This window comes from Janthinobacterium sp. JF4, from assembly GCF_059617925.1.
On record NZ_JCAQAV010000057.1, the window covers coordinates 1 to 21,162 of the forward strand.

Sequence of the window (21,162 nt, forward strand, 5' to 3'; positions counted from 1 at the left end):
GGCGGGACTTTCACCCACAGGAGTGCGCCCATGCTGGGCGCACCCATAAAAAATGCCGACCCTTAGGGATCGGCATTTTAATAGTGAGTAACAACGCCTGACAGAAGCGTCGCGAGCGGAAGGACGAGGTGGCCGAGAAGCGCAACCGTACTCTGTGCGGGGGCGCCGAGCCGGTGAGCATCGCAGGCCGCCTATGCCGACGCGCAGCAGCTTATGTCAGGTGTTACTGTTGAGCTGGCTCGATCGAGACGCGCAGACGGATGCGCTCGCCCGGATCGTAGGACATGATGCTCGTGTAGTTGCGGCCGCGGTAGTCGTAGGTGACCTGGTAGCCGTTGTTGCGCGATTCCCAGTGGTCGACCTGGCGGCACTGCTTGACGGCTTGTTCCTGCATGCCGCCCTGGTAGTTGTTCTGGTTGTCGATGCGGTCGCCGACGACGGCGCCGGCAATCGCGCCAGCAGCGGCTGCGGCCGTGCGGCCATTGCCGCCACCGACCTGGCTGCCGAGCAGGGCGCCGGCGATGCCGCCAACGATGGAGCCGCCAGCGCTGCGCTGTTGCGGCGGCGCCTGCACTTGCACGTATTCCGTGCGGCATTCCTGGCGTGGACGGTTGATCTGTTCCACTTGCGGCACGACGCGCACGACCTTGCCGAAATCTTCAAAGTCGGCGGCCTGGGCGAGTGGCAATGTGCCGATACAAAGGGCTGACATCATCAATTTGGCTTGCAAGTTCATTTGTAACCTCGTTATGTAGAGAATCTTTCAGGGTATTTTTTACAACTTGGGACCATAGTAATCCCGCCAGACCGGGGCGAGTGTTTCGCATGGCAACAAAATGTAACAGCCCAAGCCCCTTGCCCCACAGTCTGTAACATGCACTTTCAATCGATACAAGATGTTGAAATGACTTGAAACCAGCGGTTTGTAACAAATCTTGCGTTTGACATCATATTCGGGTTGATTCATGCAAGACAACACGTTACCCTAATACGCGTATGGCTTATATAAAATCGCACTGAATCGCATAAAAGTGGATACAGATCGAATCACCGCGTGCGCATTGACCCGCGTGCGGGGATGCAATAAGAAGAGTAGCTAGAAAAGATCCATACATAACAGGTCGATTTGAGGGAAAAATGAGTTTGTTACTAACCGTGCCGCCCAACCTTGTCCAGTCCATCCGTGCCTTTCGCGTGACCGAATTACAAGACGAGGCGATCCGTCTCGGGCAGCACTTTTTATATGCGCATTGCAACGCTGGACAGACCAAACAACAAGTCATCGGCATTATTGCAGAAGCATTCCTGTTTCCGAAAAACCTGGCGAAGAATTTCGATGCTTTGCGGCTGTGCCTGACGGACACCATGTTCAAGGCGGGCACGCAGACGGGTTTCCTGGTGGTGCTCGAGCAATTGCCAAATACGCAAAAATTCGACAAGGAAGCGCGCGAGATCCTGCTCGACGTGTTCCGCGACGCGGCCGACTACTGGGCCGAGAAGAAAGTGCCGTTCCGCGTCTTCTATTCGTTTGAGTAACTACTTACTCTTGCCGCGGCGCCGTCAAAACCACCTTCCCGCGCAGGTGAGAGCCGGCATCTTCGGGCGGCTGCGGCACGCTGGCGCCTATGTTGCGCCGCAACAATAATGCCGGCCTTTCTAGATTCGCATCGCCATAGCGGGTACAATGCGCGCTATGAAAAATATCGTTATCCTCATTTCCGGACGCGGCAGCAACATGGAAGCGGTCGTGCGCGCGGCGCAAGCCGAGCAATGGCCAGCCCGTATTGCCGCCGTCATCAGTAACCGGGCCGATGCCCAGGGACTGGTTTTTGCCGCGGAACATGGGATAGCGACGGCAGTCGTTGCCAACAAGGATTATGCCAGCCGCGCACAGTTTGATGCGGCGCTGCAAGCCGTGATCGACGGCTTCGCCCCCGACCTGGTCGTGCTGGCCGGTTTCATGCGCATCCTGACGCCGCCCTTCGTCGAGCATTACGCCGGGCGCATGCTCAATATCCACCCGTCGCTGCTGCCGCTGTTCCCGGGCATGGCGACGCACCGCCAGGCGCTCGAGGCGGGCGTGACGGAACACGGCGCGACCGTGCATTTCGTGACTGCCGAGCTCGATCATGGCCCGGCCGTGGCCAGTGCGGTGGTGCCAGTCTTGCCAGGCGACACAGAAGACAGCTTATCGGCGCGCGTGCTGGTACAGGAACATCTGCTTTACCCGCGCGCCATCCGCCTGTTCATTGACGATAAACTGTCAGTCGAGCATGGCCAGGTCCGCGTGGACCCTCAATAAAATATTACAGGAAGAATAACAATGAGATTGCCACCAGCGATACTTGCCAATGCTGAAGAAGTATTGCGCGAAATTTTACGTTTCACGGCCCCGGCCGACACCACCCTGTCGCGCTATTTCCGCGACCATCCGCGCCTCGGTTCGCGCGAACGCGGCGCCATCGCCGAAGGCATTTATGCCGTGCTGCGCAACAAATCGTTCTTCACGGACTTCGCCGAAGCGGGCAGTGGCCCGACCATGCGCCGCCTGACCATCCTCGGCCTGGCCGAAGCCGTCGGTGCCGACTCCCTGGGCGGCCTGACGGAAGAAGAAGTCGAATGGCTGGAACGCATCACGCAGATCGACCGCAGCCTGATGCCGTCGAACATGCGCGCCAACATGCCGACCTGGCTGTTCGACAAGCTGATCGCCCAGTTCGGCGAAGCGGAAACCATGAAGCTGGCTGATGCGCTGAACGCGCCGGCGCCGCTGGACTTGCGCGTCAACTCGCTCAAGGCCACGCGTGAGGACGTGATGCTGGCCCTGGCCGAAGCACCGATCCTCAGCACGCCGACGCCCTATGCACCGCTGGGGCTGCGCGTGATCAAGAAGCCTTCGCTGCAAAACATGCCGTTGTTCCAGAGCGGCGCCATCGAAGTGCAAGATGAAGGCAGCCAGATCCTGTCGCAGATCGTCGGCGCCAAGCGCGGCGAGATGGTGGTCGATTTCTGTGCCGGCGCGGGCGGCAAGACCCTCGCATTGGGCGCGCTGATGCGCAACACGGGCCGTTTGTACGCGTTCGACGTGTCGGAAAAGCGTTTGGCCAAGCTGAAGCCGCGCATGGCCCGCAGCGGCCTGTCGAACGTGCATCCGGTGCAGATCGCGCATGAGCGCGATGCCAAGATCAAGCGCCTGGCCGGCAAGATCGACCGCGTGCTGGTCGATGCCCCATGTAGCGGCCTGGGCACCCTGCGCCGCAATCCCGACGTGAAATGGCGCCAGCAGCCGAACTCGATCGTCGAACTGCAAGCCAAGCAGGCAGCCATCCTGGCCGGCGCGGCGCGCCTGGTCAAGGGCGGCGGCCGCCTGGTGTATGCCACCTGCAGCTTTCTGAACGAAGAAAACGATTTTATCGCTGAGCAATTCCTGGCAGCCCATCCGGACTTCACCCTGGTACCGATGAGCAAGGTGCTGGCCGAGCAGAAGATCAATCTGGAAATGGGCGACTATCTGAAATTGTTGCCGCATTTGCACCAGACCGACGGCTTCTTCGCCGCCGTGTTCGAGCGCAAGGTCATGCCGAAAAAAGTCTACGCCGATGAAAAGCCGGCCGACGACGTTGACGCTGAACCAGCCGAATAAGTTTGTCACGGGCCGCCGCTGCAGCATCGCAGCGGTGGCCATGCACTTGCGCCAGCCAGTCTGGCGCAGGCTGTGGGCGCCCCGCCCGGTTATTTCCCTGCACCATCTTCCAGACGCCATCCACCATGAACGAAACCCCGCTGCTCAACCTGATCACTGACTTTGTCGACGATTTCCGTCAACCTGCCATCCTGTGGCAGGCGCTGGTCATCGTCGCCTGCCTGGCGCTGAGCTGGCTGCTGGTGCGGCAGTTGCGCGTGTTCCTGCACCAGCGGGCGGAAGCGGCTGCCACGCCGGCCACGCCGGAAACCTTGCAGCGCACCGATAGTTTCATCCGCATCCTGACGCCCGTGCTGGCGGCCATGCTGCTGGGCATTGCGCAGCATTTCCTGGTCAAGTTCCAGTCGGTGAATCTGCTCAGTATCGCCATTCCCCTGTGCACATCGATGGCGCTGGTGCGCTTCGGTTTCTATGTGCTGCGCCGCATTTTTGCCCGCCATGGCGACATCAGTCCCACCATGTTGTTGCTGGAAAAGATATTCACGGTCGTGGTGTGGGCCGGCATGGCCTTGTACATCACGGGCCAGTGGCCGGAATTGCATACCTTCCTGGAAAGCATCGTTGTGCCGCTGGGGCGCAACAAGGTATCCGTGGCTGCCATCTTGCAAGCCGCTATTTCGGTAGCCGTGCTGCTGGTGCTGGCCATGTGGGCCGGCACCTCGCTCGACGAGCGCCTGATGAAAATGCAGGGCTTGCACACCTCCTTGCGCGTGGTGCTGTCGCGCATGGGCCGCGCCGTGCTGATCCTCGTTTCCGTGCTGGTCAGCCTGTCGCTGGTGGGCATCGACCTGACGGTGCTGTCCGTGTTTGGCGGCGCCTTCGGCGTGGCGCTGGGCTTTGGCTTGCAAAAGATCGCCGCGAACTTTGTGTCCGGTTTCATCATCCTGCTCGACCGCAGCCTCACCATCGGCGACATGATCACCGTCGGTCAATTCACGGGCAAGGTGACGCAGATCAATACGCGCTATACTGTGTTATTGGGTGGCGATGGCGTTGAATCCATCGTGCCGAATGAAATGCTGATTTCCGGCGGCGTGCAAAACATGTCGCTGAGCAACCGCATGGTCTGGTTGTCGACGGCTGTGTCGGTGGGCTATGAAACGGATCTCGATGTCATCTTCCCCTTGCTGGAAGCGGCGACGGCCAAGGTGCCGCGTGTGTCGCAAAGCAATCCGCCATCGGCCACTCTCGTGCGTTTCGGCGCCGACGGTCTCGATGTGCAGATCGGCTTCTGGATCGCGGATCCGGAAAACGGCACGGGCGGCGTGAAGTCGAATGTGAACCGCGCCATCTGGCGCACTTTGCAGGAACATAAGGTCACTGTACCGTTTCCGCAACGTGAATTGCGTATTGTTGGTACGCCTCCTGCCCCGCTCGCGGGTGCGGCAGAGGGTGAGTCCGCGCCATCCGGCACCCAGCCTTAACCTCGCTGCCTGCCTCCGATTTTGCCTGAGAGCACCCATTAGGGCGTACAATCACGCCTAAAATTAACTCTGCCGGACCTCCAGAGTCACTGGAGCGACCGTGCGCACGCCCTGTCCACTTGGAGTAGCAGTAATGACATTGAGTTCCGTTTTACACGACGTTTTGCAGTTCATGGCAACTGGCATTACAGATCTGTCCGCATGGCAAGTTTTCCTCTACACCATGGTGGTTACGCATATCACGATCGCCAGCGTCACGATTTACCTGCACCGCCACCAGGCCCACCGCGCGCTGGAATTGCATGCGATTCCCAGCCATTTCTTCCGTTTCTGGCTGTGGCTCACGACGGGCCAGGTCACCAAGGAGTGGGCGGCCATCCACCGCAAGCACCATGCCAAGTGCGATACGGAAGAAGATCCGCACAGCCCCGTGACGCGCGGCATCAAGAAAGTGTTCTGGGAAGGCGCCGAGCTGTACCGCGCTGAATCGAAGAACATGGAAACCATGGCCAAGTACGGTCACGGCACGCCGACGGACTGGATCGAGCGCAACCTGTATACCAAATACAGCTGGCTGGGCGTGGTGTCCTTGTTCGTCATCAATTTCATCCTGTTCGGCGTGATCGGCATTTCCGTGTGGGCCGTGCAAATGATGTGGATCCCGATCACGGCGGCGGGCATCATCAATGGCATCGGCCACTACTGGGGCTACCGCAACTATGACTGCGCCGACGCGGCCACCAATATCATTCCGTTCGGCATTCTGATCGGCGGCGAAGAGTTGCATAACAACCACCATACGTATGCGACGTCGGCCAAGCTGTCGTCGAAATGGTATGAAATCGATATCGGCTGGGCGTATATCCGCGCACTGGAAATGCTGGGCCTGGCCAAGGTGAAAAAGCTGGCGCCGGAACCGAAATTCTCGCACGGCAAGCTGGAAGCGGACTTCGAGACCTTGCAGTCCGTCATCGCCAACCGCTATGACGTGATGGCCAAGTATGCGAAATCGATCAAGCATGCCTGGAAGGAAGAGCTGGAACACCTGAAGCACAAGGCGGAACTGGAAAAGCGTTTCCTGAAGTCATCGCGCAAGCTGATGCAGCGCGAACCGGGCAAGCTGGCCGATGCGCACCACGAGCAGCTGTCGGAATTGTTCCAGCACAGCAAGGCGCTGGAAACCATGCACCACATGCGCGTGGAGCTGGGCGCCATCTGGGAGCGCTCGCACTTTACGCGTGAGCAATTGCTGCAAAAGCTGCAAGACTGGTGCACGCGCGCCGAAGCGTCCGGCATCAAGTCGTTGCAAGAGTTTTCATTGCGCTTGCGCAGCTATGCCTGAGTAAGCTGCCGCAGCATATCAAGGCCCTGGTTTCCAGGGCCTTTTTTTCGTCCCGGAAAAAGGGAAGGGGAGCCGAATGAAAATCAGGACGAAAAAAAACCGCTCATCGGAGCGGCTCTTTTTACAGAACACAATATCAATTACTTGATTTTGGTTTCTTTGTACGTTACGTGCTTGCGTGCTTTAGGATCGAATTTCATGATCTCCATTTTCGCAGGCGTCGTACGCTTGTTTTTGGTAGTCGTGTAGAAGTGACCCGTACCGGCGGTCGATTCTAACTTGATTTTGTCGCGGCCTGATTTTGCCATGATAGCTCCCTTATTCTGCTAATTAGACTTTTTCGCCACGAGCGCGCATATCGACCAATACGGCGTCGATGCCGACTTTATCGATGACGCGCAGACCGGCGTTGGACAAACGCAGGGAGACCCAGCGGTTTTCAGATTCAACAAAAATACGACGATTCTGCAAGTTAGGCAAAAAACGACGTTTGGTTTTGTTGTTTGCATGGGAAACATTGTTGCCGACCATCGGCTTCTTCCCAGTGACTTGGCAAACACGTGCCATGGCGCACTCCTTAAAGATATTCCAAATTGGAAAAACGAGAGTATATCCAAAATAAGCAGATTTATCAATGACTTGCGAAAAACAATTGTGTCATATTTCTGTTGAATAATTTAACAATTTGATGTTTGCCTATTCTTCATATGGAAAACGCTGGTAAACAAGTGTGTTTACTGCTAGATAAGAAGTCTGGTGTCTTCACGTATGTCCTTGTTTACACATGGTTAACTGTCATCAGGGCGGGCGCTGGCCTAGATCTGGCCGTGTTCCGCGAACGAATGCACTTGCCGGCCGGCCACGACAAAATGATCGAGGATGCGCACGTCCACCAGCGACAACGCTTGCACCAGCGCGCGCGTCAGTAACAAATCCGATTCGCTCGGTTCCGGCGTACCGGAGGGGTGATTGTGCGCCAGCATGACGCTGGCCGCGTTGTGCAGCAGGGCCTGCTTGACCACTTCGCGTGGATACACGCTGGTGTGGGTGAGGGTGCCGCGAAACATTTCCTGCGTCGTGATCAGGCGGTTCTTGACGTCCAAAAACAACACATGAAACGCTTCATGCGCCAGGTGGCCCAGGGTCAGGCGCAAATAATCTTTCACGGCGTGCGGCGAATTGAGGGCTTGCCCCGCCTGCAAGTCCTCGATGATGGCGCGCCGCGCCAGTTCCAGCACCGCCTGCAGCTGGGCAAACTTAGCGCTGCCCATGCCGTGCACGGCGGAAAAACTCACGAGGCTGGCGCCAAACAGGCCGCGCAGGGAGCCGAAGTGCTCGACCGTATCGCGCGCCAGTTCCACGGCACTCTTGCCGCGCACGCCCGTGCGCAGGAACACGGCCAGCAATTCCGCGTCCGACAGCGACTGCGCGCCATCCTCGATCAGACGTTCGCGCGGCCGTTCGCCGGCCGGCCAATCCTTGATGCCCATGCTGCCTCCCCTGTCGCGCCCGGCTGATCGTGGCGCCTGGGGATGATTGTCGCGCCATCCTGAGGCTGCGATGCTGCGCTAGCTCGTCTTCATGGCGAATCATATGAAAAAAACAAAAACCAAGATGCCTGCCTGGTCATTTCCAGACGCTATCATTTGCCTGTCGTTGCAATCCATGCAAGCTGCAGCGACGGGGAGTCAGGGCCCTGAACTCAATGTCTTCCACTTGTTTTACCGGAGTCGTCATGCCTTATATCAAAGTTATCAATGGAGTCATGCAAGAGTTCAACGCCGCCGGCGTCAATACGGGCAAGGTCAGCGGCATCGGCCTCAATGCGCACGCGTATCTGGAACACCGTAACTGGAGTGTTGCCGCACCGCTCGTTCCGGACCTGGAGAAGCCCGATTACAGCACCGATTTGCCGTACCTTGCCAGCAACGGCTTCAAGTACATCCAGGTGATGCTGGCGCCTTTCAACGGCAAGGATGGCTATTGGAACTGGGGCGAAGTCGTTGGCAAGCCAAAGTTCGCAACTGACAACACGCTAAGCGATGTGAATATCAAAGATTCGTACTGGCTTGCCATAACGGCGCTGCTCGATTGCGCGCTGGCCAATGGCATCGGCATCATCGCCTGCCCATTCTGGAATCCCTACGCCGTGCCGCAATTGGTGGGGGAAGCGGGCGCTGAGGGCGCTACAAAAGACGAGCAGGCCGCGGCCGCGCGTGTCGCACTGGTCAATCCAGAATCGAAAACACGCCGCTACATGCGTGCCTTTGCGCAGGCTTTTGCGCAGCGTTACAGCAACCACGCAGGCATCGCCGCCTGGATGGCTGCGCAGGAACTGATGGGTGTGACGGGGATTAGCTTGAGCGCTACCCGGGAAGTCATCCAGGAGACGGCGCAATTGCTGCGTGACAACGATGGTCTGGCGCGCATGATTTCTTCCGGTAATGCCGGAATTGCCCATACTTCGCCCCGTCAAGGTTCCTTGCAGCAATACGTCACGGAAACCCTGCCATTCGTGAATCCGGACCCGGTCGACTGTCTTTGTGAAAATCTGTTCCCGGGGAATGAATATGTGAGCAGCGCCCTGGACAGCAGCGCGGATTTGCCGGCCGACTTCGTCTCGTCTTCGCTCGCTTACCTGCAAGTGATGCAGCGAGCCGCGCATACCTTGGGCAAGCCGTATTACCTTGGCAGCTTTTGCCTGTCGAAAAAGCAGGAGCTGGCGTTGCAAGATACCGAACGGCAAGACAACTTGCATGCGTTGCTGAGCGCCATACGCCGTACGGGCGTGCAACTGGCGTGCTATTGGGACTGGAATGGGGGGAAATCCATGGAGGACGACGGACTGAACCTGGTCGAGACGCCGGCCTACAGCAACAAGCGCAAGGCTGTCTGGGACGCCTTGCGCGGCGAAGACGCCATGCGTCCGGCGCCGCCCACGCCTTGCTTCGGCGTGACGAAGACCTTGCAATTCCAGCCTGGCCTGATGCTCACCGTGCCGTCGTCCGTGCGCTATGAGAGTGCGGATTTTTCATTGTCGTATTGTATCCGGCAACAGGCTTTCTCCTCGACCGTTGGTCAGGCGCAGGCTTTTGTCGCGCATCAGGCGGACAAGAAAGGATGGGCGCTGTTCAAGCAGGATATCAAGACGTTCCTGTCCATGTGGAACAGTGTTGCTCAGGGCGTCAATAGCCATGGCCACGGCCTGCAGGTGGATATTGCCAACCGCTGGTTTCGCTGCACCTACACTGTCAAGCATGACGGTAGCATCAGCCTGTACGTCGATGATTTCCTGATGTACCAGGGGAACAAAATGGTGCAGCCATTCGTGCAGGCCACCGGCACACCCCTGGTGATCGGCCACCCCGTGCATGCGCTGGAGCAGGGCACGCCCGCCTGGCAGTTGTCGGACGTCATCCTGTACGACCGCGTGCTGACGCCGAAGGAAGTGTATGACTATGGTCAATATGGCATCGTGCACCGGCCCGTGGGACGCTGGAAGCTCGACGGCAACCTGGAAGACAGCTCCGGCTTCGGCAATCATGCCAGCACGGCTGGCGGGTTGACGTACGTCAACGTCTGATTCGCTGATTTGACGTCGGATGCGCTGCGCGGCCATGTTTTTTGACAAAAGCATGGCCGCGCCGAGATGGCATGGGGCGCGCTGGCTCAGTGTGGCTTACAATATCGTTTTGCACCAGTTACCTGAAAACTACTATGTCCAACGAGCAACCAGCAGTCGTCACCGAAGCGGCTTACCTCACCCTGCATTATCGTCTTGCTACTGTTGACGGTACTGATATTGTCACTACCTTCAGCGGAAATCCCGCGACCTTGATGCTGGGACAGGGCCAACTGGCGCCATTCCTCGAGCAGCGCTTGCTGGGCCTGCCTGAGGGCACGCACCAGACGTTCGAGCTGGCCGCCGGCGAAGGCTTTGGCGAGCGCAATCCCGAGCTGGTGCAGTCCGTCTCGCGCGCGACGCTGGACGAAAACTCGGTACCGGGCGCCGACTACAAGATCGGCGACCTGGTCGACTTCGCCGCCCCGGGCGGCGGCCGCTTTGCCGGCGTGCTGCGCGAAATGCGCGCGGACTCGGCCTTGTTCGACTTCAACCATCCGCTGGCCGGCCAGCCGCTGCGTTTTGAAGTCAAGCTTATTTCGGTGCTGTGAAGGAATAGCGATGGATAAAGAACTGTTACTGGCCCAGCCCCGCGGTTTCTGCGCTGGCGTCGACCGGGCGATCGAAATCGTCGAGCGCGCCTTGCAGCAATTTGGCGCACCGATCTATGTGCGCCATGAAATCGTCCACAACGCCTATGTGGTGGCCGATTTGCGCAACAAGGGCGCCATCTTCATCGACGACCTCGATGACGTGCCTGCTGGTAATACGCTCGTGTTTTCCGCGCATGGCGTGTCGAAAGCCGTGCGCGCCGAGGCGGAGTCGCGCGGCCTGAGCATTTTTGACGCGACTTGCCCGCTGGTCACCAAGGTGCACATGGAAGTAGGCAAGATGCGCCGCGAAGGCCGCGAGATCATCATGATTGGCCACGATGGCCATCCCGAGGTGGAAGGCACGATGGGCCAGGCCGATATGGGCATGCATCTGGTGGAAACGCTCGACGATGTGGCGAAACTGCGGGTCGCCAATCCGGACAGCTTGGCCTATGTTTCGCAGACAACGTTGTCAGTTGACGACACCAGCGACATTATTGCGGCCTTGAAAGCGAAATATCCGAATATCGCCGAGCCGAAAAAAGGCGACATCTGCTACGCCACCACGAACCGCCAGGAAGCCGTGAAATTCATGGCGCCGCAAGTGGAAGTGGTGATCGTCGTCGGCAGCCCGAACAGCTCGAATTCGAACCGCTTGCGCGAAGTGGCCGAGAAGATGGGCACGCCTGCCTACATGGTCGACAATGCCTCGCAGATCGATCCCGCCTGGCTGGAAGGCAAGCTGCGCGTGGGTGTGACGGCGGGCGCCTCGGCGCCCGAGGTGCTGGTGCAAGCCGTCATCGACCGCTTGAAAGAGTGCGGCGTGAAGAGCGTGCGCCCGCTCGACGGCGTGCAGGAAGCCGTCACCTTTCCGATGCCAAAAGGCCTTGATGGCATCAAGCGCGACGTCGCCTGAGTCTGTATGGCTGTTGAGTATCGATGAAATAGTTGCCTCAAAACCGAATTTAATTCGGAAATGATTGATTTATTCCGATCTTAGTTTTCGCAAAAGATCGTTATGATTGCCTCAAGCTTGAATATGTTGTCGTTATGACTAAGCAAGGTCGCGCCCATTTTCAGTGCGTGCACCATGCTGGTGAGAACGGTCCAGGGATGGCACTGCAGGAATTCTTCCTCCGGTGCCGTTTTTGTATCAGCGACCCGTGTTCTGGCGGAAGATGTTCCCGAAAAATGCATATTTGATAGGGCAATCATGGATACATTCATCCAGCAGATCATTAACGGCTTGGTGTTGGGCAGCATGTATGCCTTAGTCGCCCTCGGTTACACAATGGTGTACGGCGTCTTGAACCTGATCAACTTCGCCCACGGCGACGTGCTCATGATCGGCGCCATGGTGGGCTTGAGCATCCTCAAACTGCTGGGCATTTATGTGCCGGACTGGCCCGGCTATCTGAAACTGGCCACCGCCATCCTCGGCGCCATTCCCATCTGTATTCTGGTCAACATCATCATCGAGCGGGTCGCCTACCGCCGCCTGCGCAACGCCCCCCGCCTCGCTCCCCTGATTACCGCCATCGGCGTCTCCATCCTGCTGCAAACCTTCGCCATGATGATCTGGACGCGCAATCCCTTGCCCTTTCCGCAATTGCTGTCGACCGACCCCATCAACATAGGCGGCGCCGTGATTTCGCAAACGCAAGTGCTGCTGCTGGCCCTGGCCGCGCTGTCGATGGGCGGATTGGTGTTGCTGGTGGAAAAAACGAAAATGGGCCGCGCCATGCGCGCCACGGCGGAAAACCCCCGCGTGGCGGGACTCATGGGCGTTGATTCCGACAAGGTCATCGTGGCCACCTTCGCCATCGGCGCCGCGCTGGCGGCCGTGGCCGGCGTGATGTGGGGTGCCAACTATGCGTCCATCCAGTTCTCCATGGGTGCCATCCCCGGCTTGAAGGCTTTCTGTGCGGCCGTGCTGGGCGGCATCGGCAATATCTATGGCGCCATGCTGGGCGGTATCTTGCTGGGCATTATCGAGAGCCTGGGCGCCGGCTATATCGGCGACATCACGGGCGGCTTCCTGGGCAGCCACTATCAGGATATCTTTGCCTTCGTCGTGCTGATCATCGTGCTGACCCTGCGTCCGTCCGGCATCATGGGCGAACGCGTGGCCGACCGTGCCTGATGTGAAACTGGGAGATTAATCATGGCATTACTCGATTTTGACGCTAAGAAAAATCCGGCCAAGGCCTACGCCGGCATGCTGGGCCTGGCCGCGCTGCTGATGGTGTTCCCGTTTTTTGCCGCGCAGTTCGGCAACTCGTGGGTGCGCATCATCGACATGGCCTTGCTGTACATCATGCTGGCCCTGGGCCTGAACATCGTCGTCGGCTTCGCCGGCCTGCTCGACCTCGGCTACATCGCCTTCTACGCCGTGGGCGCTTACCTGACGGCCCTGCTGGCCTCGCCGCAGTTTGCCATCCTGCTCGAATCGGTGGTGAATCAGTATCCGGTGCTGGGCGAAACCCTGGTGCAACTGATGGGACCTGAAATCCGCGAAAACGGCATCCATTTGTCGATCTGGATCATCGTCCCGCTGGCCGCCTTTGTTGCCGGCCTGTTCGGCGCCCTGCTGGGCGCACCCACCTTGAAACTGCGCGGCGACTATCTGGCCATCGTGACCCTGGGCTTTGGCGAGATCATCCGCATCTTCATGAACAATTTGAACGACCCGATCAATTTCACGAATGGGCCGCAAGGCATCAATCTGATCGACCCGATCCGCATCTTCGGCGTCAACCTGGCGGGCGAGGCGGGCACCAACAGCACCGTCGTGGTGGCCGGCTTTTCCATGCCGTCCGTGAATGCCTATTACTTCCTGTTCCTGTTCCTGTGCATCGCCGTCGTGTTCGTCACCAAGCGGCTGCAGCATTCGCGCCTGGGCCGCGCCTGGGTGGCCATCCGCGAAGACGAGATCGCCGCTAAAGCCATGGGCATCAATACGCGCAACGTGAAATTGCTGGCCTTTTCCATGGGCGCCTCGTTCGGCGGCGTGGCGGGCGCCATGTTTGCCTCGTTTCAGGGCTTTGTCTCGCCGGAATCGTTCTCGCTGACGGAATCGATCGCTGTGCTGGCCATGGTAGTGCTGGGCGGCATCGGCCACATCCCCGGCGTGATCCTCGGCGGCGTGATCCTCGCCTCGATACCGGAAGTGCTGCGCCATGTAGTCGAGCCGGCCCAGCAGGCGCTGTTCGGCCATGTGGTGATCGAGGCGGAAGTGCTGCGCCAGCTGCTGTATGGTCTGGCCATGGTCTTGATCATGCTCAACCGTCCCGCCGGCCTGTGGCCATCGCCGAAGCACGAAGACCGGCCCGACCACGACGTCGATCAGCCGAACAAATCCACCGGCGTCGTGTCCGCTTAAGGGAGGGATAGCATGAGCGAACAGATCATTCTCAATATTGCCGGCGTCAATAAACGTTTTGGCGGCTTGCAGGCACTCACCGACGTGGGCATCACCATCCGGCAAGGGCAAATCTACGGCTTGATCGGTCCGAACGGCGCCGGCAAGACCACCTTCTTCAACGTGATCACCGGCCTGTACCAGCCCGACACGGGCACCTTCGAGCTGGCCGGCAAGCCGTATTCGCCGTCCGCCCCGCACAAGGTGGCGAAGGCGGGCATTGCCCGCACTTTCCAGAACATTCGTCTGTTTGGCGACATGACGGCGCTGGAAAACGTCATGGTGGGGCGCCACGTGCGCTCGCACCAGGGCGTGTTCGGCGCCATCTTCCGCCACAAGGCGGCGCGCGAGGAAGAGGCGTCCATCCGCCGGCGGGCGATGGAGTTGCTCGACTTCGTCGGCATCGCGCAGTTCGCCAACCGCACGGCGCGCTTCCTGTCGTATGGCGACCAGCGGCGCCTGGAAATCGCCCGCGCGCTGGCCACCGATCCGACCCTGCTGGCGCTCGACGAGCCGGCTGCCGGCATGAATGCGACGGAAAAACTGGCCCTGCGCGAGTTACTGGTGAAAATCAAGGCCGAAGGCAAGACCGTGCTGTTGATCGAGCACGACGTGAAGCTGATGATGGGACTGTGCGACCGCATCACGGTGCTTGAGTATGGCAAGCGCATCGCGGAAGGCTTGCCGGCCGAAATACAACAAAACCCGGCCGTCATCGAGGCTTACCTGGGGGGATCGCACGCATGAGTAACATATTGAAGGTGGCGGGCCTGCACGTGGCCTACGGCGGCATCAAGGCCGTCAAGGGCATCGACCTGGAAGTCAACGAGGGCGAGCTGATCGCACTGATCGGCGCGAATGGCGCCGGCAAGACGACGACCCTGAAAGCCATCACGGGTACTTTGCCTGCCTGCAAGGTCGAGGGCACGATCAGCTACCTGGGCGAGTCGCTCAAGGGCACGAAATCGTTCCACCTGGTGGAAAGGAAACTGGCCATGGTGCCGGAAGGGCGGGGCGTGTTTACCCGCATGTCGATCCGCGAAAACCTCATGATGGGCGCCTATACGCGCACGGACAAGGCCGGTGTCGAGGACGATATCGCCCGCTGGTTCGATGTGTTCCCGCGCCTGAAGGAACGGGCGGCGCAGATGGCGGGCACCCTGTCCGGCGGCGAGCAGCAGATGCTGGCCATGGCGCGCGCCCTGATGAGTCATCCGAAGCTGCTGCTGCTCGACGAGCCGTCGATGGGCTTGTCGCCCATCATGGTCGAGAAAATCTTCGAGGTGATCCGCAAGGTCTCGTCCGAAGGCATCACGATTCTGCTGGTCGAACAGAATGCCCGTTTGGCCCTGCAGGCGGCGCACCGCGGCTATGTGATGGATTCCGGCCTGGTTACCATGGGCGGCAATGCGGCCGCCATGCTCGACGACCCGCGCGTGAAGGCGGCGTATCTGGGGGAGTAGGTGCGTTCAGGAAGTGCTCAGGCATAAAAAATGCCCCAGCCAGGCTGGGGCATAATGGCATCCGTCGGGGAAGTGCGGGATGGATGCCTGGAGGAGCTGGTATTAAAGTAACCCCCAATAAATTATTGTGATTTCTGACTTCCATAACCGGCGCTCTGCGGCGTTACTCACTGCTAGCAGTGCTCGCACTGCGTCGCAGCGAGCGCCTTGCATAGCATCCGGTTCTGTTTGTCATAAATTCACACTCATTTCCCGAGGATTACTTAGCGGACCGCCGTAGCGGTCGCTTGATAATTACTTGGCAGCCGTACGTGGCACGACTTTTTCAGCCGCTTGCGTGAACTGGTTCACGGCCGACGTCAGGTTCGCTTCGATGGCTTCGACGGCTTGCTTGCTGGTTTTCGAGAATTGCTCGTAGCCTGCATTGGCATTGCCGATGGCGCTTTTCAGGATGGCGACGGCGTTTTCCGAACCGGCTGGTGCGTTTTTGGTGACTTCTTCCACCAGCGACAGCACTTTGCGGTTGGTCTCAGCGATTTGCGATTCAGCAGCTTTGCTGAACTCGGCTTGGGTGCCGGACGTGATGGCAGCCAGGTGACGGCCGTAAGCGATGGCTTTTTCGGCGCTAGGCTGGGCTTGAGCAGCGCTCAGCGAGAAGAATTCTTGTGGATCTTTTGCCGACAGCAATTGCTTGGCGGCGGCGGTCGATTCTTCCAGCGTTGCCTTGGCAGCGGTCAGGTTCAGTTCGACGATCTTTTCGATGCCTTCGAAGGCTTTGCCCGTCAACGACGAGAACAGGGCGAATTGGGCTTCCAGGTTGGCTTTGGTAGCGGACGAAAATTGCTCAGGAATTGAAAACATATAAATCTCCAAAAAATCTAACTGGTTAATTTGATGCTGCGTGTACCGTTTGGGAAAGCAGGTGAATCTAAATTTTTCAAGCTGAACAAGAATTGTGCAACGCAACAAACCCTATTCTACGGCGAAAAAAAATGAAGTCAAGCGATTCTTGTGCGATGCAACAATTGAATAGATTTGGGTCAAAAGTCATTGTTTCTAAAGAGAAATATTTAGTTTCTGTGCGTTAATGGTTTAATCCTAAACTGTTATTTCCCCGCCTTTCAGGACGAGTGCGGCGCAGCATGCTAGACTTTGCCTCCCGCACCGGTGCTGCGCCCCGGTGAGTATCCCGTTTCCCGAGTCGATACCATGTCCAATCTTCCCGCCGCGGCTGGCGCCAGCGGCAAAGCCTCTTTCCTGGCCACCCTGGCGCCGATGGCCTTGCCCGGTTTCTTCGTGTTGTTATGGAGCACAGGTTTTATCGTGGCCAAGTTTGGCCTGCCCTACGCGCCGCCGCTGACCTTCCTGCTGCTGCGCTTCCTGGGCGTGCTGGTGATCCTGCTGCCGCTGGTGCTGCTGTTGCGCGCGCCGTGGCCCGTGGGACAGTTCCGCCAGATCGCCGTGGCCGGCATCCTGATGCAGGCCGGCTATCTGGCCGGCGTCTGGTGCGCCATCAAGCTGGGCATGCCGGCCGGCCTCTCTGCGTTAATTGTCGGCATGCAGCCCGTGCTGACGGCCTGCGCCGCGCCGCTGATCGGCGAATCCGTGCGCCCGCGCCAGTGGCTGGGCCTGTTCTTTGGCTTGCTGGGCGTGGCCCTCGTCGTGTATGCGAAGATCAACCTCGTGGGCCTGACCGTGGAAAGTGTGCTGCTGTGCGTATTTGCCCTGCTGTCGATGACGGCCGGCACCATGTACCAAAAACGCCACTGTCCCCAATTCGACTTGCGCACCGGCACGGTGGTGCAATTTGCCGCTTCCATCGTCGTGGTGTTGCCATTTGCCCTGTATTACGAAGGGCTGGACCTGCATTTCAGCAATGTGCAATGGACAGCGAATTTCATCGGCGCCTTGCTGTGGTCGGTACTCGTGCTGTCCATCGGCGCCATCTTCCTGCTGTTCGCCCTGATCCGCCGCAGCGATGCGACGAAAGTGACGGGCCTGCTGTACCTGACGCCGCCCACGACGGCCGTGATGGCCTGGCTGATGTTTGGCGAAGCGTTCAATATGCTGGGCATCGCCGGCATGCTGGTGGCCGTGGTCGGCGTGGTTTTCGTCGTCAAGAAATAAAGCAACAAGCGGGAGAGCAGGGCAGTGAACAAGCAAGCATTGGAAACACCGTCGGCGCAGCAAGCCGTCGACGCCGTCATTCTGTCGCGCCGGTCGATCCGCGCCTTTTTGCCCAAGCCTGTGGCGCAGGACGATATCGCGCGCATCCTGGAGGTGGCGGCGCGCGCGCCTTCGGGCGCCAACATGCAGCCGTGGAAAGTGTATGTGCTGTCGGGCGAGGCGCGCCTGCGCCTGTCGCGCCGCATCCTGGCCGCCTACGACGCGCCCAAGGCACCGGACGCGCCCGCGCGCACGGCTTCGTATACCTATTACCCGCGCCAGTGGACGGCGCCGTTCATCGAGCGCCGCCGCAAGATTGGCCTGGACCTGTACCAGTTGCTGGGCCTGGAGCGCAGCGACACGGCCGGCATGGCGGCCCAGCATGGACGCAATTTCCAGTTTTTCGATGCCCCCGTGGGCCTGATCTTTACCATCGAGCGGGTGCTGGAACAGGGTTCCTGGCTCGACTACGGCATGTTCTTGCAAAACATCATGCTGGCGGCGCGCGCGCGCGGACTCGATACGTGCCCGCAAGCGGCCTTCATCCATTACCATGACATCATCCGCGACGAGCTGGGCGTGCCGGCCAGCGAAATGGTGGTGTGCGGCATGGCCCTCGGCTATGCCGACCCGGACAAGGTCGAGAACCGCCTGAACACGGAACGCGAGCCGCTGGCCGGCTTTGTTAAATTCATGGACAAATAGACATTTCCAGCGATCTGCACAAGCAATCGCTTGATTAAGGATGAGTTTGTTTGCTGATCGCTAACGATTTGTATTTCGTTGCTGCAATAAATACTGTCTTAACTGTTAAATAGGCTTGCGATTACTCTGCATTTCGCTACACTGCAATAAGGCAACAGCTTCACGGGGAATTATCGAATGGCTAAGTTTAAACTTGCGCTGGGTATCCTGGCTTCCCTGCTGTTTGCGCTGGCGCCGGCTGCGGCCGTGCACGCCAAGGAAGCGAACGGCAAATCCTCAGCCGCGAAGAAACACAACACCAAGAAAGTCAAGGTCGTGCTGCGCAAGGGCGCGACGGCCGCGCCGCGCGACAAGACCGTGCGCCGCGTCGTCATGGTACGCGGCAAGCGCAAGGTCATCTATCAAAAAGTCACCAGCGTGGCCGTGCCCATGGCTGCACCGATGCCCACCATGGGCGACCTGGCTGGCCTGAACCTCACGCGCGATCCGCTCGACCTCAAGTCGAGCGTGGCGCTGGTGCTGGACCAGGCCAATGCGGAAGTGCTGTTTGAAAAGAATTCCAATGTCGCCCTGCCCATCGCCTCCATTACCAAGATGATGACGGGCCTGGTGGTGGTCGAAGCGCGCCAGGACATGGATGAAGTGCTGACGATCACGGACGAGGACGTCGACCGCGCCAAGTTCAGCAGCTCGCGCCTGAAAGTGGGTTCGCAATTGACGCGCGCCAACATGCTGCACATCGCCCTGATGAGCTCGGAAAACCGCGCCGCCTCGGCGCTGGGCCGCAATTATCCGGGTGGCTTGTCCTCGTTTGTCGACGCCATGAACAGCAAGGCGCGCCAGCTGGGCATGATGGATACGCATTACGTCGATTCCAGCGGCTTGTCGAAAATGAACGTGGCCAGCGCGCGCGACCTGGGCAAGCTGGCCATGGCCGCCTTCCGCCATCCGCTGCTGCGCGAATACTCGACGGACCCGAAAGCCATCGTCGAAGCCAGCGGCCAGCCCATGCAGTTTGGCAATACGAATCACCTGGTGGCCAACCCCGGCTGGGAAATCGGCTTGCAAAAGACGGGCTTCATCAATGAGGCGGGACGTTGCTTGATGATGCAGGCCGTCATCGAAGGACGGGCCGTGATCATGGTCTTCCTCGATTCCAAGGGAAAACAGTCGCGTACGGCCGACGCGGGCCGCATGCGCAAGTGGCTGGAGGCTCTCAAGCCTGCCAACATGAGTCTGCCTGGCGGGTAATGAAGTTTAATGCGAATGTCCATGGCGGCGTCGACTGGGGGCAGACCCGCCGGGGGAATTTCCTCAACGGAGGAAATTCCGATCTTGTAAGACTGACCCCAGCTTTAGTCCTGTGGAATAAAACCCAGCGTGACGGAAATCTGATTCGCCGTCTCCACTAGGTCCCCCAGCCACTCATCCTGCAAACGGTCGGCTGGCGCCGAGATCGACAGGCCGGCGATCAGCTTGCCGGAGTCGTCGCGGATGCCGGCGGCCATGCAGCGCACGCCCAGTTCCAGCTCTTCATTGTCGCGCGCATAGCCGCGCTCGCGCACCAGGCTCAGTTCGCGCTCGAGCTTTTGCAGATCCGTGATCGAATTCTTGTTGTGTCCGGCCAAGCCCGTGCGCGTGGCGTAGGCGCGGATGGCTTTCGGCTCGTCGACGGAGAGGAATAATTTGCCGGTCGAAGTCAGGTGCAACGGGCCGCGGCCGCCGATGGCGCGCACCACCTGCATGCCCGAGCGCTCGGAAAAGGCGCGGTCGATGTAGACGATCTCGTCGCCCTGGCGCACGGACAGGTTGATCGTTTGCTGGGTTTTCTTGTGCAGCTGGCGCATGAAGTCCAGCGCCGCTTCGCGCACGCTGAGGCGGCTTTTCACCACATTGCCCAGTTCCAGCAGACGCATGCCCAGCCGGTACGTGCCCGGTTCGATGCGGTCGACAAAGCGCGTCAGCACCATGTCGTTAAGGATGCGGTGTGCCGTCGAAGGGTGCAGGCCGGAAACTTTCGACAATTCCTTCAGGCTGACCGGATCGGAATATTTCGCCAGGGCATCGAGCAGGGCAACCATGCGTTCGATCACCTGGATCGTCGTCTTGGGGGCAGCGACCGGTTCAATTTTCATGATGGATTTGGTGCAATGCAGTATTCATGCTTCTTTATACCATAATGTGAAAAAATAGTGAAATGTTCCGAGATAGTCGGCGAATAAATGGTCACACTGCCATGCCGCCCCCATAATGTGCCCACGGCATCTGCTTTACATATGGAAAATTATGCAACCTGTAAATGAATTCAAAAGTAAAAGTGGCTTGAAACGGATCTTTTCCGCCTTTTTCTATTCGCTCGATGGCTTGAAGGCGGCCTGGCGCCACGAACACGCGTTCCGCCAGGAACTCGGTTTGTTCGTCGCCGGCACGGTGATCGCCTTGGTCTTGCGCATCTCCGCCTTTGAAAAACTGGTGCTGATCGGCGTGCTGCTGCTGGTGCTGATCGTCGAACTGATCAATTCCGCAATCGAAGCCGTGGTCGACCGCATTTCGCTGGAGCGCCATCCGCTGTCGAAAAACGCCAAGGATTTTGGCAGCGCCGCCGTGCTGCTGACCTGTATCCTGGCTTTTGCAGCGTGGTCCGTGGTGCTGTTCAACCGTTTCTATTAGGCTCTGTCCTCGGCAAATAGGGGAAATGCCGGAATCTTCCCTTGGCAGTGCTG

The 21,162-nt window shown here is 59.0% G+C and carries 23 protein-coding genes; 16 read left to right on the forward strand and 7 right to left on the reverse strand.

What is annotated here, in order from left to right; translation table 11 throughout:
- Positions 1–223: 223 nt before the first annotated feature.
- Positions 224–736, reverse strand: a complete 513-nt coding sequence (locus AC54AF_RS25255) for a glycine zipper 2TM domain-containing protein (protein ID WP_131689628.1) — start codon at positions 734–736, stop codon at positions 224–226.
- A gap of 401 nt (positions 737–1,137) precedes the next feature.
- Here AC54AF_RS25255 and AC54AF_RS25260 point away from each other — a divergent pair, with 401 nt between their 5' ends.
- The 5 genes from AC54AF_RS25260 (at position 1,138) to AC54AF_RS25280 (ending at position 6,469) form a co-directional block, all read left to right on the forward strand.
- Positions 1,138–1,536, forward strand: a complete 399-nt coding sequence (locus tag AC54AF_RS25260) for a barstar family protein (protein ID WP_034747450.1) — start codon at positions 1,138–1,140, stop codon at positions 1,534–1,536.
- 157 nt (positions 1,537–1,693) lie between these two features.
- The gene (gene purN, locus AC54AF_RS25265; protein WP_131689627.1) at positions 1,694–2,302 is read left to right on the forward strand and encodes a phosphoribosylglycinamide formyltransferase; all 609 of its coding nucleotides are present in this window, start codon (positions 1,694–1,696) and stop codon (positions 2,300–2,302) included.
- A 21-nt stretch (positions 2,303–2,323) separates the two neighbouring features.
- Positions 2,324–3,643: an RsmB/NOP family class I SAM-dependent RNA methyltransferase gene (locus AC54AF_RS25270; protein ID WP_496638765.1), complete on the forward strand. Its 1,320-nt coding sequence runs from the start codon at positions 2,324–2,326 to the stop codon at positions 3,641–3,643.
- Between the two features lie 125 nt (positions 3,644–3,768).
- Positions 3,769–5,127 carry a mechanosensitive ion channel family protein gene (locus tag AC54AF_RS25275; protein ID WP_496638766.1) on the forward strand — a complete coding sequence of 453 codons (1,359 nt, stop codon included), beginning with the start codon at positions 3,769–3,771 and terminating at the stop codon, positions 5,125–5,127.
- Positions 5,128–5,299: 172 nt separating this feature from the next.
- The gene (locus tag AC54AF_RS25280) at positions 5,300–6,469 is read left to right on the forward strand and encodes a DesA family fatty acid desaturase (RefSeq protein WP_496638767.1); all 1,170 of its coding nucleotides are present in this window, start codon (positions 5,300–5,302) and stop codon (positions 6,467–6,469) included.
- A gap of 140 nt (positions 6,470–6,609) precedes the next feature.
- Here the strand turns inward: AC54AF_RS25280 and rpmG are convergent, their stop codons facing one another.
- The 3 genes from rpmG to radC form a co-directional block, all read right to left on the reverse strand.
- On the reverse strand, positions 6,610–6,777 hold the full coding sequence (rpmG, locus tag AC54AF_RS25285; RefSeq protein WP_010400929.1) for a 50S ribosomal protein L33: 168 nt from the start codon (positions 6,775–6,777) through the stop codon (positions 6,610–6,612).
- Positions 6,778–6,799: 22 nt separating this feature from the next.
- A complete protein-coding gene (rpmB, locus tag AC54AF_RS25290) occupies positions 6,800–7,036 on the reverse strand; it encodes a 50S ribosomal protein L28 (protein WP_010400928.1) in 237 nt (78 codons plus the stop codon).
- A gap of 248 nt (positions 7,037–7,284) precedes the next feature.
- Positions 7,285–7,959 carry a RadC family protein gene (gene radC, locus AC54AF_RS25295; protein ID WP_496638768.1) on the reverse strand — a complete coding sequence of 225 codons (675 nt, stop codon included), beginning with the start codon at positions 7,957–7,959 and terminating at the stop codon, positions 7,285–7,287.
- Between the two features lie 245 nt (positions 7,960–8,204).
- On the opposite strand from radC, the gene AC54AF_RS25300 reads away from it, so the two are divergent.
- The 3 genes from AC54AF_RS25300 (at position 8,205) to ispH (ending at position 11,600) form a co-directional block, all read left to right on the forward strand.
- Positions 8,205–10,052: a LamG-like jellyroll fold domain-containing protein gene (locus AC54AF_RS25300; RefSeq protein WP_496638769.1), complete on the forward strand. Its 1,848-nt coding sequence runs from the start codon at positions 8,205–8,207 to the stop codon at positions 10,050–10,052.
- 134 nt (positions 10,053–10,186) lie between these two features.
- Positions 10,187–10,642, forward strand: a complete 456-nt coding sequence (locus AC54AF_RS25305; RefSeq protein WP_496638770.1) for an FKBP-type peptidyl-prolyl cis-trans isomerase — start codon at positions 10,187–10,189, stop codon at positions 10,640–10,642.
- 10 nt (positions 10,643–10,652) lie between these two features.
- The gene (ispH, locus tag AC54AF_RS25310; protein WP_496638771.1) at positions 10,653–11,600 is read left to right on the forward strand and encodes a 4-hydroxy-3-methylbut-2-enyl diphosphate reductase; all 948 of its coding nucleotides are present in this window, start codon (positions 10,653–10,655) and stop codon (positions 11,598–11,600) included.
- An 80-nt stretch (positions 11,601–11,680) separates the two neighbouring features.
- Here ispH and AC54AF_RS25315 read toward each other — a convergent pair whose 3' ends face one another.
- A complete protein-coding gene (locus AC54AF_RS25315) occupies positions 11,681–11,947 on the reverse strand; it encodes a hypothetical protein (protein ID WP_496638777.1) in 267 nt (88 codons plus the stop codon).
- On the opposite strand from AC54AF_RS25315, the gene AC54AF_RS25320 reads away from it, so the two are divergent.
- From AC54AF_RS25320 to AC54AF_RS25335, 4 genes are read left to right on the forward strand one after another with little or no spacing between them, the layout of a single operon-like run.
- Positions 11,898–12,827: a branched-chain amino acid ABC transporter permease gene (locus AC54AF_RS25320; RefSeq protein ID WP_131689621.1), complete on the forward strand. Its 930-nt coding sequence runs from the start codon at positions 11,898–11,900 to the stop codon at positions 12,825–12,827. The two genes, AC54AF_RS25315 and AC54AF_RS25320, sit on opposite strands and share 50 nt — an antisense overlap.
- Before the next feature lie 21 nt (positions 12,828–12,848).
- Complete coding sequence (locus AC54AF_RS25325) at positions 12,849–14,066, forward strand: ABC transporter permease subunit (RefSeq protein ID WP_496638772.1); 1,218 nt, start codon at positions 12,849–12,851, stop codon at positions 14,064–14,066.
- A gap of 12 nt (positions 14,067–14,078) precedes the next feature.
- Positions 14,079–14,852, forward strand: coding sequence for an ABC transporter ATP-binding protein (locus AC54AF_RS25330; RefSeq protein ID WP_131689619.1), 774 nt, complete (start codon positions 14,079–14,081; stop codon positions 14,850–14,852).
- A complete protein-coding gene (locus AC54AF_RS25335; protein ID WP_131689618.1) occupies positions 14,849–15,568 on the forward strand; it encodes an ATP-binding cassette domain-containing protein in 720 nt (239 codons plus the stop codon). The genes AC54AF_RS25330 and AC54AF_RS25335 overlap by 4 nt, the downstream gene beginning before the upstream one ends.
- Before the next feature lie 294 nt (positions 15,569–15,862).
- Here AC54AF_RS25335 and AC54AF_RS25340 read toward each other — a convergent pair whose 3' ends face one another.
- Complete coding sequence (locus tag AC54AF_RS25340; protein ID WP_131689617.1) at positions 15,863–16,429, reverse strand: phasin family protein; 567 nt, start codon at positions 16,427–16,429, stop codon at positions 15,863–15,865.
- 348 nt (positions 16,430–16,777) lie between these two features.
- On the opposite strand from AC54AF_RS25340, the gene AC54AF_RS25345 reads away from it, so the two are divergent.
- From AC54AF_RS25345 to AC54AF_RS25355, 3 genes are all read left to right on the forward strand, one after another.
- A complete protein-coding gene (locus AC54AF_RS25345; RefSeq protein ID WP_131689616.1) occupies positions 16,778–17,695 on the forward strand; it encodes an EamA family transporter in 918 nt (305 codons plus the stop codon).
- Positions 17,696–17,719: 24 nt separating this feature from the next.
- The gene (locus tag AC54AF_RS25350; RefSeq protein ID WP_496638774.1) at positions 17,720–18,439 is read left to right on the forward strand and encodes a nitroreductase; all 720 of its coding nucleotides are present in this window, start codon (positions 17,720–17,722) and stop codon (positions 18,437–18,439) included.
- A 177-nt stretch (positions 18,440–18,616) separates the two neighbouring features.
- A complete protein-coding gene (locus tag AC54AF_RS25355; RefSeq protein ID WP_496638775.1) occupies positions 18,617–19,690 on the forward strand; it encodes a serine hydrolase in 1,074 nt (357 codons plus the stop codon).
- A gap of 104 nt (positions 19,691–19,794) precedes the next feature.
- On the opposite strand, the gene AC54AF_RS25360 is transcribed toward AC54AF_RS25355, so the two are convergent.
- Complete coding sequence (locus tag AC54AF_RS25360) at positions 19,795–20,574, reverse strand: IclR family transcriptional regulator (protein ID WP_096237566.1); 780 nt, start codon at positions 20,572–20,574, stop codon at positions 19,795–19,797.
- Positions 20,575–20,725: 151 nt separating this feature from the next.
- Here AC54AF_RS25360 and AC54AF_RS25365 point away from each other — a divergent pair, with 151 nt between their 5' ends.
- Positions 20,726–21,109 (forward strand): diacylglycerol kinase, encoded by a 384-nt coding sequence (locus AC54AF_RS25365; protein ID WP_496638776.1) that lies wholly within the window; start codon positions 20,726–20,728, stop codon positions 21,107–21,109.
- Positions 21,110–21,162: the final 53 nt, after the last annotated feature.